A 13,229-nucleotide genomic window follows, 5' to 3' on the forward strand; every position below is an offset into this window, starting at 1 on the left:
CCGCCGCTACTCGCTGATGCCGTAGCGGTCGTGCAGGCGGCGCAGGAACGGCGGCGCCCACCAGTTCCACTCACCCAGCAGCGTCATGGTCGCGGGCACGAGCAGCATGCGCACGAGGGTGGCGTCGATGGCCACGGCCACGGCCAGGGCGGTCCCGGTCTCCTTGATCATCAGGAGCTTCCCGGCCACGAAGCCGAGGAACACCACCACGATGATCAAGGCGGCCGAGGAGATGATCCGGCCCGACTTCTGCAGGCCCAGGGCCACGGACTCGTCGTTCGAGTAACCCTGCTGCTTGTACTCCGAGATCCTCGACAGCAGGAAGACCTCGTAGTCCATGGCCAGTCCGAACCCGAAGGCCAGCGTCATGGGTGGGATGAACACCTCGACACCCCCGGCGGAGGTGAAGTCGAGCAGCCAGGACAGCTCGCCGAACTGGAAGATCCAGGTCACGACGCCCAGCGACGCGCCCAGCGAGATGACGTTCATGACGAGCGCCTTGATCGGCACCAGGACCGACCCGGTCATCAGGAACAGCAGCACGAGGGTGGTGAGCACGACGACGCCGATGGCGTACGGCGTCCGGTTCTCCAGGTCGATGATGGCATCGACGAGCGACGAGGCGTTGCCCGTCGTGTAGGCCGGGAAGGGTGGGTCCAGCGCCCGGATGTCCCGGACGGCCTGCAGCGCGGTCGGCGACGAGTCGGTGCCGCCCACCCGGATGCTCAGCACGGTGTACTGCGGCGTCCGCCCCGCCCTGATCGACCGGTTGGACGCGTTCTGGCCCCGGTACTCGGGCGGGTCGATCCGTGCGACGCCGGGCACGCCGAGCAGGGACTTGTAGTACGAGTCGGCCTCGGGGCGGGCGCTGATCAGGGTGCACCGGTCGTCGTTCGCCGGGGCGGTCGCACAGTCCACGGAGGTGTGCTCGCCCTGGCTCGAGGGGACGCGCTGCGGCACGTAGTGGGTGGTGACCACCTGGATCGTCGGGGTCGAGGCGTAGGAGAAGTCGTTGTTGACCGTGTCGACCAGGGTCCGCTGCGGGTTGTCGATGGGCAGCAGGGCGGCGTTCGAGCTGACCATCTGCATGGCCAGGACCGGCAGCGACAGGACGAACAGGGTGCCGACGACGATGGCCACGACGATGAGCGGGAACCGCTGCACGAGCCGGGCCAGCCGGGAGAAGAAGCCCTCCTCGCGGGTGCTGTCACCGAGCGCGGTACTGATCGGGCCCAGCACGGGCAACCGGTGCACGAGGCCGGGGCGGATCATCCGGACCTTGACCACGGCGAGCAGCGCCGGGACCAACGTCAACGCGACGAGCAGCGCGACGAGGACGACGCTGACGCCGGCGGCGCCCATCCCGCGCAGCAGCGTGAACTGGAAGCACATCAGCCCCGACAGGGCGATCGCCACCGTGACCCCGCTGAACGTGACGGTCCGCCCGGCGGAGGTCATGGTCCGGCGTAGCGCGAGTTCGCGTTGCCGGCGGGTCGGCGGCAGGGTCGGGTCGCCGGGCAGCGACAGCATCTCCTCGCGGTAGCGGCTGACCAGCAGCAACCCGTAGTCGATGCACAGGCCGAGTCCGAGCACGGTGACCACGTTCACGGTGCTGGGGTCGAGGGACAGCGCGTAGGAGAAGCCGAGCAGGGTGGCCAGCGCACCGCCGATGGCCGCGATGGCGCCGATGATCGGCAGGCCGGCGGCCAGGAACCCGCCGAACACGACGACCATGATCAGGAGGCTGATCGGCAGGGCGATGCCCTCCCCGGTCCGCAGGTCGTGCTCGACCTGTTGAGTGACCTCCTCGACGATGTCGTTGACGCTGCTGGTCAGCGTGGTCGCGCCCTCGATGTGGACCTGCTGCATCCGGTCCCGGACCTGGTGCAGCACGTACGTCCGGCTGCCCGCCTCGGGCCGGGACTTGTTCTGGGCGACCGGCAGGTCCGGATCGAGCGTGACCACCATGAGGGCGGCCGTCTGGTCGTCGGACAGCAGCGGCAACGAGTCGACCCAGTCGCTCTGCTTGGTCGGGTCGAGGCTGCGGCCGTTCAGGTACCAGGCGTCGCGCACGGACTTGACGCCCTGCATCTTCAGGATGTCGGCCCGGGCGGCGTCGAAGGCGGGCTTCAGGCTGGGATCGCGAGGCGAGATGCCCTCGACCAGCATGTACTCCTGCGGCCCGACGGTGGCGGTCGCGTCGAGGATGGCCTGGCCGTCCTTGGACGGACCCGGCACGGAGACGATGCCCGAGCTGAGCCGCTTGAAGAGGGGGTCGCCGGCCCAGCCGCCGATGGCCAGGCCGAAGGCGAGCAGCACGGCCACGCCCCAGGCGCCGATGACCCACCACGGGTGCCGGCTGATGACGCGGCCCATCGCGTCCAGCATCCGGGTTAACCTCCGTGGGTCATGTCTGACCTCTTCGAGCCTGATATCGAGCCTGGTTCTGCGTCGGCAGGGGCTGAGGGTACCCAGGCCCGCTATCCGCTCGCCGTCCGGATGCGCCCGAGGTCACTCGACGAGCTCGTCGGCCAGGACCATCTCCTGTCCCCGGGGTCACCACTGCGCCGCCTGGCCGAGTCCGGCACGAGCGGTGCGGCCGGCGCCGCCAGCGTCATCCTGTGGGGCCCGCCGGGCACCGGGAAGACGACGCTGGCGCACGTCGTCAGCCGGGCGACGGGCCGCCGGTTCGTCGAGCTGTCGGCCGTCACCGCCGGGGTCAAGGACGTGCGGGTGGTGATGGACGCCGCCCGCGACGCCCGCGACCTGCACGGGCGCGAGACGGTGCTGTTCCTCGACGAGATCCACCGGTTCTCCAAGGCCCAGCAGGACGCCCTCCTGCCCGGCGTCGAGAACCGGCTCGTCGTGCTGATCGCCGCCACCACCGAGAACCCCAGCTTCTCCGTGGTCTCGCCGCTGCTGTCGCGTTCACTCCTGCTCACGCTGCGCCCGCTCGACGACGTCGCGATCGGCGGGCTGCTGCGTCGGGCGGTGGACGACGAACGCGGGCTGGGTGGGCAGCCTCACCTGGACGACGACGCGCTGGCACACCTGGTCCGCATCGCGGGGGGCGACGCGCGGCGCGCGCTCACCGCGCTGGAGGCGGCCGCGGGCGTGGCGATCGACCGCGGCGGTGAGTCGATCACCCTGGCCGACGCCGAGCAGGCCCTGGACCAGGCCGCCGTCCGGTACGACCGGGCCTCCGATCAGCACTACGACGTGACCTCGGCGCTGATCAAGTCGATCCGCGGCTCCGACGTCGACGCGGCCCTGCACTACCTGGCCCGGATGGTCGTCGCGGGGGAGGACCCGCGGTTCATCGCCCGGCGGCTGATGATCGCGGCCAGCGAGGAGATCGCGATGGCCGACCCGAGCGCGCTGCAGACCGCCGTGGCCGCGGCCCAGGCGGTGCAACTGGTGGGCATGCCGGAGGCGCAGATCATCCTGGCCCAGGCCGTCGTCCACCTGGCCACGGCGCCCAAGTCGAACGCGTCGTACATGGCGCTGGCGGCCGCGCTGGCCGACGTCCGGGCCGGGCGCGGTGGTCCGGTGCCGCCCGCCCTGCGCGACGGGCACTACGCCGGCGCGAAACGACTGGGCCACGCCCAGGGCTACCGGTACGCGCACGACGACCCGCTCGGCGTCGTCCGGCAGCAGTACCCGCCCGACGACGTGGTGGGCCGCGACTACTACGCGCCCACCGACCGCGGCGGCGAGCGCGGCATGGCCGAACGCCTCGCCCGGCTGCGCGGACTCCTGCGTGGTAAGACTCGCTGAGCCGGCGCGATAGGGTCGCGGTGAGCACAGCAGCGGGTGATGGAGGGAACGTTTCATGGGTGAGGTCATCGGCCTGGCGGCCGTCATCGTCTTCGCCGCGCTCGTCGGGGTCCTCGCGGTACCGCTGCTGAAGCTGGGCAAGCTGCTCGACAACGCGGCGGTCGGGGTCAAGGAGATCTCCGACAACACCGTCCCGCTGCTCACCGAGGTGACCACGACGGTCAGCTCCACGAACCATCAGCTGGTGAAGGTCGACACCATCACCGACAACGTCGCCCAGGTCTCGACGAACGTCTCGGCGCTGACCGCGCTGTTCGCGGCGACGCTCGGTTCCCCGGTGGTCAAGGTCGCGGCCTTCAGCTACGGCGTGCGTCAGGCGATGGCCGGGCGCTCACGAGGGAAGAAGTAGACACGTGCGACGGCTGTTCTGGGTGGCGCTCGGCGCGGTCGTCGGCGTCCTGCTGGTCCGCAAGGTGACGAAGGTCGCCGAGTCCTACACGCCGACCGGGGTGGCCCGGTCGGTCGGTGAGCTGGGTGAAGGGCTGCGCGAGGTCGCAGCCGTGATCCGCGAGGGCATGGCCGAACGCGAGCAGGAGCTGCGGGTCGCCCTGGGTGTCGACGCCGGGTCGTTGCCTCCGGAGGCGGCACAATCCCTCATGGACGACCCCACCCGCTGAACCCCTTCACTTCTGCGTCAACTCTCGAGAGGCTCGACTATCTGATGGAGACGGCCGAGATCCGCCGTCGGTGGCTGCGCTACTTCTCCACGCGCGGTCACACCGTGGTGCCCAGCTCGTCGCTGCTGTACGACGACCCCACCCTGCTGTTCGTCAACGCCGGCATGGTGCCGATGAAGCCGTACATGCTGGGCCAGGAGACGCCGCCGTTCCAGCGCGCCACGAGCGTGCAGAAGTGCGTGCGCACGCTCGACATCGACGAGGTCGGCAAGACCACCCGGCACGGCACGTTCTTCCAGATGAACGGCAACTTCTCCTTCGGGGACTACTTCAAGGAGACGGCGATCGAGCTGGCCTGGGAGCTCGTCACCCGGCCGCAGTCGGACGGCGGGTTCGGCCTGCCCGAGGACAAGATCTGGGTGACCGTCCTCGACGGCGACGACGAGGCGGCCGCGATCTGGCGCCGCGTCGCGGAGCTGCCCGACGAGCGCATCGTGCGCCGTGGGCTGGCCGACAACTACTGGAACATGGGCGTTCCCGGGCCGGGTGGTCCGTGCAGCGAGCTGTACATCGACCGCGGCCCCGAGTTCGGCCCGGAGGGGGGCCCGGCGGTCGACGAGGACCGCTACATGGAGTTCTGGAACCTCGTCTTCATGCAGGACGAGCTGTCCGCGGTCCGCTCCAAGACCGACTTCGACATCGCCGGCGAGCTGCCCAGCAAGAACATCGACACCGGCATGGGTCTCGAGCGCATGGCCACGGTGCTGCAGGGCGTCGACAACCTGTACGAGATCGACGAGGTGTTCCCCGTCCTGGAGCGGGTCGAGCAGCTCACCGGCCGCCGGTACGGCGACAACCGCGACGACGACGTGCGGATGCGGGTCATCGCCGATCACGTGCGGTCGGGCCTGATGCTGATCGGTGACGGTGTGACGCCGTCCAACGAGGCGCGTGGCTACGTGCTGCGCCGCCTGCTGCGCCGCGTCGTGCGGGCCGTGCGGCTGCTCGGCACCCAGGAGCCGACGCTGCTCGACCTGGTCACCGTGTCGAAGGACCGGATGAAGACCTCCTACCCCGAGTTGGAGGAGAACTTCGCCCGGATCAGCCAGATCGTGCAGGCCGAGGAGGAGACGTTCGGCCGCACCCTGGCCGCCGGGACGACGATCCTCGACGTCGCGGTGCGCGACGCGAAGGCCGCGGGCAGCCCGCAGTTGGCCGGCGACAAGGCGTTCGCGCTGCACGACACGTACGGCTTCCCGATCGACCTGACCCTGGAAATGGCAGGGGAGCAAGGGCTTTCGGTCGACGAGGCCGGTTTCCGGCGGCTCATGCAGGAGCAGCGCGACCGGGCGAAGGCCGACGCCAAGGCGAAGAAGCACGGGCACGCCGACACGTCGGTGTACCGCGCGCTGCGCGAGCCCGGCCCGACGGAGTTCACCGGCTACCGGGAGCTGTCCACCGACTCCACGGTGCGCGGCCTGATCGCCGACGGGGCGCCGGTCGAGTCGGCCGACAAGGGCGCCACCGTGCAACTGGTGCTCGAGCGCACACCGTTCTACGCCGAGTCCGGCGGCCAGATCGCCGACGAGGGCGAGATCACCGCCGACGGCGCCCGGCTGAGGGTGCTCGACGTGCAGCGCCCGATCAAGGGCCTGATCGTGCACACCGTCGAGGTGGTCGAGGGCTCGCTGCGCTCCGGCGCCGACGTGCTGGCCAGCGTCGACCGCGAGTGGCGGCTGTCGGCCTGCCAGGCGCACTCGGGCACCCACGTCGTGCACGCCGCCCTGCGACAGGTGCTCGGCCCCTCCGCGCTGCAGAGCGGCTCGTACAACCGGCCCGGTTACCTGCGGCTCGACTTCGCCTGGCCGAGCGCGCTCGACCCCTCCACCCGCGAGGAGGTCGAGTCGGTCGCCAACCTCGCGCTGCGCTACGACTACCCGGTGACGGCCAGCTACATGCCGCTCGGCAAGGCCCGTGAGCTGGGCGCGCTGGCCCTGTTCGGTGAGACGTACGACGAGGAGGTCCGCGTCGTCGAGATGGGCGGCGTGTGGTCGCGCGAGCTGTGCGGCGGAACCCACGTCGAGCACACCTCGCAGGTCGGCGCGGTCACGTTGACCAGCGAGTCGTCGGTCGGCGCCGGGGTGCGACGGGTCGAGGCCTTCGTCGGGCTCGACGCGCTGCGTTACCTGGGCCGCGAGCGGGCGCTGGTCAGTCAGCTGTCCGAGACGTTGAAGGTCCGCCCGGAGGAGTTGCCGGAGCGGGTCAACGCGATGGTCGTGCGGCTGCGCGAGGCGGAGAAGGAGCTGGAGCGCGCGCGGCGCGCCCAGATGCTGTCCGGGGCGCAGTCGCTGGCCGGCTCGCCGGCCGACATCCAGGGCGTCTCGGTCGTGACGCACGCCGTCGACGACTCGGCGGGCGACGTCCCGGCCGACGACCTGCGGGCGCTCGCGCTCGACGTCCGGGGTCGCCTGGGCGACGCGCGCCCGAGTGTCGTGGCGGTCGCCGGGGTGGCCAAGTCGCGACCGCTGGTGGTCGTCGCCACCAACGACGAGGCCCGCCGGCGCGGCGTCAAGGCCGGTGAGCTGGTACGCGAGGCGGCCGGTGTCCTCGGCGGGGGCGGCGGCGGCAAGGACGACGTGGCCCAGGGCGGCGGGACGCAGCCGGCGCGCATCGACGAGGCCCTGCGCCGGATCGAGGCCGTCGTCGGCGAACGCGTCTCCGCCGGTTGAGCCCCGAGGGTCCGGTCGGTCCCGTGCGCCGGGGGGTGCGGGTGGCCGTCGACGTCGGCACGGTCCGGGTCGGGGTCGCCCGCAGCGATCCCGACGGGCTGCTCGCCACGCCGGTGGAGACCGTCGCCGTGCCCACCGGTGAGGAGCTGGTGGACGGTCCGACGCGCCGGGCCGACCTGCTGCGAATCGGGACAATCGTTGACGAAACGGCAGCCCTCGAGGTGCTGGTGGGGTTGCCGAGGTCACTTTCGGGCCGGGAAGGACCTTCCGCGGGCCTCGCCCGGAAGTACGCTGTGGAGATCGCGCGGCTCGTGGCACCGGTGCCGGTGCGTCTGGTCGACGAGCGGTTCAGTTCCGTCTCGGCCAACCAGCAGCTGCGCGAGGCAGGCGTGAGAGGGCGGCGAGCGCGTCCGGTCGTCGATCAGGTGGCCGCGGTGGTCTTCCTCCAGGCGGCGCTGGACGGCGAACGGGCGACCGGTCGCGTGCCCGGGGCTCTGGTGGTTGCGGACGGACAGGAGGCGGGCGGACCGTGAGCGACCAGCTGTCCCACGTGCTGCCCGGGTTCCAGCCCCAGCAGGACCCGCAGTGGCGGGGCGACTGGCGCAAGGCCAAGAAGAAGCGCAAGACCCGGCGCCGGCGGCGGGCGCTGCTCACGGTCCTGATCTTCCTCCTGGTGATGGGGGGCGGCGGGGCGGCCGCCTACATCGGCCTGGCGCCCGTCGTCCGGAAGCTGACCGCGCCCAAGGACTACACCGGGACGGGTACGGGCGAGGTCCAGGTCAAGATCCCGCCCGGCGCCTCCGGCCGGACCATCGCCAAGGTGCTCACTGAGGCCGGGGTGACCAAGACGCAGGTCGCGTTCGTGACGGCGTTCAACGCCAACCCGAAGGCCGCCTCGATCCAGCCCGGAACCTACAAGCTGCGCAAGCAGATGTCCGGTGCCTCGGCCGTCAGCCTGCTGCTCGATCCGGACTCGCGGCTGGAGGTCGTCGTGACGATCCCGGAGGGGGCGCGGGCCAAGTACGTCTACGCGACCCTGGCCAAGGCGCTCGACCTGCCCAGGAGCGACTTCACCCGGGCCGTCGCGGACGACGCGATCGGCCTGCCCGCCGCGGCGAAGGGCCAGGCGGAGGGCTTCCTGTTCCCCGCGACCTACGAGTTCGAGCCGGACACGACTGCCGCCCAAGCACTTTCGGACATGGTCGACCGCGGCCACGAGGCGTACGTGAAGCTGGGCATCAGCAAGTCGGACCTGCGCGAGGTCGTGATCAAGGCGAGCATCGTGCAGGCCGAGGCGGGCGACAAGAAGTACATGGGCCCGGTCGCGCGGGTCCTCGACAACCGGTTGAAGGGTCATTACAAGCTGCAGCTGGACTCGACCGTCAGCTATGCCGTCCAGCGCTTCGAGGTGACGACGACGAAGCAGGACCGCGCGTCGACGTCGCACTACAACACGTACCGGTACGAGGGACTGCCCGTCGGGCCGATCTCGAACCCCGGCGAGGAGGCCCTCGAGGCGGTGCTCCACCCGCCGAAGGGTTCGTGGCTGTTCTTCGTGACCACCAACCCCTCGACGGGGGAGACCAAGTTCGCCACGACCTCCGCCGGGCACGCCAGGAACGTGGCCGAGTTCCAGGCCTGGCTGCGGGCCCACCCCGACGGAAGATGACCTCCCCGCACCAGCAGCCGCCCCTGCCGCCGACCCTCGATCGGGCCGTCCACCAGGCGGCGGTGCTCGGCAGCCCGATCGGGCATTCGCTGTCTCCCGCCCTGCACCTGGCCGCCTACGCCGCGCTCGGCCTGAGGGGCTGGACGTACCGGGCCATGGAGTGCACCGAGGAACGCTTCCCCGACTGGTTCCGGTCGCTGAAGGTCGCGCGCGCCGGGGAGCCGCCCTGGGCGGGCCTGGCCCTGACCATGCCGTTGAAGCAGGTCGTCATCCCGCTCCTGGACGAGGTCTCGGAGCTGGTCCGGGTGACCGGGGCGGCCAACTGCGTCTACTGGGACGCCGACGGCCGCTCCCGGGGCGACAACACCGACGTGCACGGCATCGTCGAGACCCTCACGACCCTCGGGGCGCGGGCCCCGGTCACCGCTTGCCTGGTGGGCGCCGGGGCCACCGCCGCCTCGGCCGTCGCGGCCCTGGCCCGGTTGGGCGTCACCCGGCTCGACGTACTGGCCCGCTCCGCCGAGCGGGCGGGCGGGATCCTCGACCTGGCCGGCCGCCTGGGGCTGGCGGCCGCCGTCCAGCCCCTGGACCGGCTCGACCGGGTGCTGGCGGCCGACGTCGTGGTGTGCACGCTGCCCTCGGCCGCCTCCGCGCCCTGGGCGCAGCAGCTGGACGACGCCGGCCCGGTGGCCCGGGGCACCGCAACACCCGCCGGGCCGCTCCTGGACGTGTCCTACCACCCGTGGCCCACGGCTCTGGTCCAGCGCTGGGAGAAGCTGGGCGGGACGGCGAGCGGCGGGTTCGAGATGCTCCTGCACCAGGCGGGGGAGCAGGTCCGCCTCCAGGTCGGCCTGCCGGACGGCGTCCCCGTCCCCCTCGGGGCGATGCGAACCGCCGCCGAACCGCTCCTCGGCGGGTAGTCGGGGGTTAAGGGGCGGCTCCGCTGAGCCGATCGGTTACCTCAGGTGCGCCTCGTGCCTGCCCCTGAGGAGGAGATCCGTGGATTCCACGCCGTTCGCCGGTGTCAACCCCATGCCGCAGCAGCCTGCGCCCCCGGCGCCGGCCCCCGCGCAGCCGGCCTACGCCGTCCCTCCGGCCTCGGCCCCCGCTCCGATGCAGGCCCCCGTCCGCCCAGCGCCCGTCGTCCCGGCGGCCGCTCCCGTGCAGGCCCCCGTCCAGTCGCCGACCTACGCGCCGGCGCCGGTCCAGCCGCCCGCCCCGCGCCCCGCTCACATCGAGCCCGGCCCGGCGACCGCCGGGGTCGACGGTTCGGAGGACCCGTTCGCGAACGATCTCGACCTGCACGACGTGCTGCGGCACCTGATCGAGAGCAAGGGGTCGGACCTGCACATCTCGGTCGGCGCACCGCCCCAGGTGCGCGTCTTCGGGGATCTTCAGGGCATTCCGAACTACCCGCCGCTGAGCCGGGCCGTCATCCAGCGCTCGCTCTACGCGATCCTGACCCAGCGCCAGCGCGAGACCTTCGAGGCCGAGATGGAGCTGGACTTCAGCTACGCCGTCCACGGCCTGGCCCGGTTCCGGGTCAACTACTACCGGCAGCGCGAGTCGCTCGGGGCGGTCTTCCGGGTCATCCCCTACGAGATCAAGACCCTCGAGCAGCTCGGGATGCCGCCCGTGGTGGCCAGTTTCGCCGACATGAGCCGCGGTCTGGTGCTGGTCACCGGGCCCACCGGTTCCGGTAAGAGCACCACGCTGGCCGCGATCATCGACCTGGTCAACCGGACCCGCCGGGGCCACATCATGACCGTCGAGGACCCGATCGAGTTCCTGCACCAGCACAAGCTCTCGCTGGTCAACCAGCGTGAGGTGGGCGAGGACACCAAGTCCTTCACGCTGGCCCTGCGGCACGCGCTGCGGCAGGACCCCGACGTCATCCTGATCGGTGAGCTCCGGGACCTGGAGACCATCTCGACCGCCCTGACCGCGGCCGAGACCGGCCACCTGGTGTTCGCCACCCTGCACACGCAGGACGCCGCCCAGACCATCGACCGCGTCATCGACGTGTTCCCGGCCCACCAGCAGCAACAGGTGCGGGTGCAGCTGGCCGCCACCATCCAGGGCGTGGTCTGCCAGACCCTCTGCAAGACCGCCGACGGCAAGGGCCGGGTGGCCGCCACGGAGATCATGGTCGGCACCCCGGCCATCCGGAACCTGGTGCGCGAAGGGAAGATCCACCAGATCCACTCGCTCATGCAGGCCGGTGCCCAGCACGGGATGATCACCGCGGACCAGTCGCTGGCCCACCTGGCCCGCCACCGCGTCATCGACTGGCGGGAGGGTCTCGAGCACTGCCACAACGTCGAGGACTACCGCCGCCTCACCCAGGCCTGACCTCAGCTGACGGACGAGACGGGACATTCACGACGATGAGCTCCGCGACCATGAACACGTACGAGTACACCGTCCGCGACAAGCGGGGCGGGAAGGTCACCGGCCGGCTCGAGGCGCCCACCCAGGAGGCCGTGGCGCAGAAGCTGCGCTCCCAGGGGCTGGCCCCGATCAACATCCGCCGGGCCGACAGCGGTCTGCAGCGCGAGATCAGGCTGCCGGGCAGCGACCGGGTGCCGATGAAGGACCTGGCCGTCATGTCGCGGCAGTTCTCGGTCATGATCGAGTCGGGCCTGTCGCTGCTGCGGGCGCTGAACATCCTCGCCACGCAGACCGAGAACAAGGCGCTGGCCAAGGTGCTCGGCGAGGTGCGGACCGACGTCGAGGGCGGCTCGTCGCTGTCCGCGGCCCTGGCCAAGCGCAGCCAGGTCTTCCCGCCGTTGATGGTCAACATGTGCCGGGCCGGTGAGGTCGGCGGCTTCCTCGACAAGGTCCTGGTGCAGATCGCCAACAACCTCGAGGCCGAGGTCCGGCTGCGCGGCAAGATCAAGTCGGCGATGACCTACCCGTCGGTCGTGTTCGGCATCTCGATCCTGTCCGTGATCGGCATGCTGCTGTTCATCGTCCCGACGTTCTCGAACATGTTCGCGTCGCTGGGCGGCACCCTGCCGCTGCCCACCCGGATCCTGGTCTGGATGTCCCACGCCATGCGCTGGGGCCTGCCCCTGCTGATCGTGCTCGCCATCGGCGGCTTCTTCGGCTGGCGCAAGATCAAGAACGACGAGCGGGTGCGCCGGGCCATCGACCCGTGGAAGTTGAAGGTGCCGGTCTTCGGCCCGCTGTTCAAGAAGGTGGCGATCAGCCGGTTCACCCGCAACCTGGGCACCATGCTGGCCGCCGGGGTGCCCATCCTGCGCAGCCTGGAGATCGTCGGACAGGCCAGCGGCAACATCGTGATCAGCGACGCGGCCAAGTCGGTCGAGGACAGCGTGCGGCGCGGTGACTCGCTGGCCGCCCCGCTGGCCGACAGCGGGGTGTTCCCCCCGATGGTCGTACAGATGCTCGCGGTCGGTGAGGACACCGGCGCCATGGACACGATGCTGCACAAGGTCTCGGACTTCTACGACCAGGAGGTCGAGACGGCCACCGAGGCCCTGACCAGCCTGATCGAGCCCCTGATGATCGCCGTTCTGGGCGCGATCATCGGCGGAATGATCATCGCTCTCTACATGCCGATCTTCGGCGTCTTCAACCTGATCAAGTAGGCCTTCCGGGTGGTTCCGGCCACGGAGAGCGACCACCGCTCAAGTCGCGGCCGTCGGGGGGCGATACCCGAGAGGTCATAGAGCGGCGATTCCTTCAGTTACCAGCGTCGGCGCTCCCTCATACGTCTCTGATCGCACTCACTCATGAACGGAGAGCATCTGATGCTCGCTCGAATCCACAAGGCGATGAAGGAGAAGGACGAGGGCTTCACGCTCATCGAACTTCTGGTCGTCATGATCATCATCGGCATCCTGGCCGCGATCGCGATCCCGGTCTTCCTGAGCCAGCGCGCCAAGGCCCGGGACACCGCCACCAAGTCCGACGTGACGACGGTGGGCAAGGAGGTCGCGACCTACTACGTGGACAACACCGCGCAGCTGTACGCCTCGGTGAGCGGCAACGTGCTGACCATCCGGACCGGTTCGTACTCCGGTACCGCGGTGACCACCGTGACCCTGAGCAACGGGACCGCGGAGATCACGTCGGGTAGCACGGCGATCACCTTCCCGGCGTCCTGCACCAACTACGCCGGTAACTGGATCGTCGGGCTGAAGAACCCGAGCGGCAGCCAGCAGACGTACTACTACTCGGCCACCGCCGGGCTGAGCACGTCGGCTCCGACCGCCTGTGTCTGATCCGCACCAGCAGTGATCGGTCGGCGGGGGGGGGGGGGGGGGGGGGCCCCCCCCCCGCCCCCCCCCCCCCCCGGGGGGGGCCCCCCCCCCCGCCCGCCCCGCCGGGATAGCGCGGGGGGGGAGTGGG

The 13,229-nt window shown here is 70.9% G+C and carries 11 protein-coding genes; 10 read left to right on the plus strand and 1 reads right to left on the minus strand.

The features are described 5' to 3' along the window. Window positions 1-6 precede the first annotated feature (6 nt). The gene (locus ACIB24_RS17565; RefSeq protein ID WP_398283027.1) at window positions 7-2,376 is read right to left on the minus strand and encodes an MMPL family transporter; all 2,370 of its coding nucleotides are present in this window, start codon (window positions 2,374-2,376) and stop codon (window positions 7-9) included. A 33-nt stretch (window positions 2,377-2,409) separates the two neighbouring features. Between ACIB24_RS17565 and ACIB24_RS17570 the strand changes: the two genes are divergently transcribed. From ACIB24_RS17570 to ACIB24_RS17615, 10 genes are all read left to right on the plus strand, one after another. Further along, entirely contained in the window at window positions 2,410-3,777 is a 1,368-nt protein-coding gene (locus tag ACIB24_RS17570) for a replication-associated recombination protein A (RefSeq protein WP_398283029.1), read from the plus strand. Window positions 3,778-3,832: 55 nt separating this feature from the next. Further along, window positions 3,833-4,186 (plus strand): DUF948 domain-containing protein, encoded by a 354-nt coding sequence (locus ACIB24_RS17575; RefSeq protein ID WP_398283031.1) that lies wholly within the window; start codon window positions 3,833-3,835, stop codon window positions 4,184-4,186. 4 nt (window positions 4,187-4,190) lie between these two features. Next, the gene (locus tag ACIB24_RS17580) at window positions 4,191-4,454 is read left to right on the plus strand and encodes a DUF6167 family protein (protein ID WP_398283033.1); all 264 of its coding nucleotides are present in this window, start codon (window positions 4,191-4,193) and stop codon (window positions 4,452-4,454) included. A gap of 44 nt (window positions 4,455-4,498) precedes the next feature. Continuing rightward, window positions 4,499-7,183: an alanine--tRNA ligase gene (gene alaS / locus ACIB24_RS17585; RefSeq protein WP_398283035.1), complete on the plus strand. Its 2,685-nt coding sequence runs from the start codon at window positions 4,499-4,501 to the stop codon at window positions 7,181-7,183. Window positions 7,184-7,206: 23 nt separating this feature from the next. Further along, window positions 7,207-7,716 carry a Holliday junction resolvase RuvX gene (gene ruvX / locus ACIB24_RS17590; protein WP_398283037.1) on the plus strand — a complete coding sequence of 170 codons (510 nt, stop codon included), beginning with the start codon at window positions 7,207-7,209 and terminating at the stop codon, window positions 7,714-7,716. After that, the gene (gene mltG / locus ACIB24_RS17595; RefSeq protein ID WP_398283039.1) at window positions 7,713-8,852 is read left to right on the plus strand and encodes an endolytic transglycosylase MltG; all 1,140 of its coding nucleotides are present in this window, start codon (window positions 7,713-7,715) and stop codon (window positions 8,850-8,852) included. The genes ruvX and mltG overlap by 4 nt, the downstream gene beginning before the upstream one ends. Beyond that, the gene (locus ACIB24_RS17600) at window positions 8,849-9,772 is read left to right on the plus strand and encodes a shikimate dehydrogenase (RefSeq protein ID WP_398283041.1); all 924 of its coding nucleotides are present in this window, start codon (window positions 8,849-8,851) and stop codon (window positions 9,770-9,772) included. The genes mltG and ACIB24_RS17600 overlap by 4 nt, the downstream gene beginning before the upstream one ends. Window positions 9,773-9,851: 79 nt before the next feature. Beyond that, window positions 9,852-11,204: a type IV pilus twitching motility protein PilT gene (locus ACIB24_RS17605; protein ID WP_398283043.1), complete on the plus strand. Its 1,353-nt coding sequence runs from the start codon at window positions 9,852-9,854 to the stop codon at window positions 11,202-11,204. 35 nt (window positions 11,205-11,239) lie between these two features. After that, a complete protein-coding gene (locus ACIB24_RS17610) occupies window positions 11,240-12,466 on the plus strand; it encodes a type II secretion system F family protein (protein WP_398283045.1) in 1,227 nt (408 codons plus the stop codon). Window positions 12,467-12,628: 162 nt separating this feature from the next. Continuing rightward, the gene (locus ACIB24_RS17615) at window positions 12,629-13,102 is read left to right on the plus strand and encodes a type II secretion system protein (RefSeq protein WP_398283047.1); all 474 of its coding nucleotides are present in this window, start codon (window positions 12,629-12,631) and stop codon (window positions 13,100-13,102) included. Window positions 13,103-13,229: the final 127 nt, after the last annotated feature.

The sequence above is a fragment of the Spongisporangium articulatum genome (assembly GCF_044465595.1).
Taxonomy (GTDB): Bacteria; Actinomycetota; Actinomycetes; order Actinomycetales; family Kineosporiaceae; genus Spongisporangium; species Spongisporangium articulatum.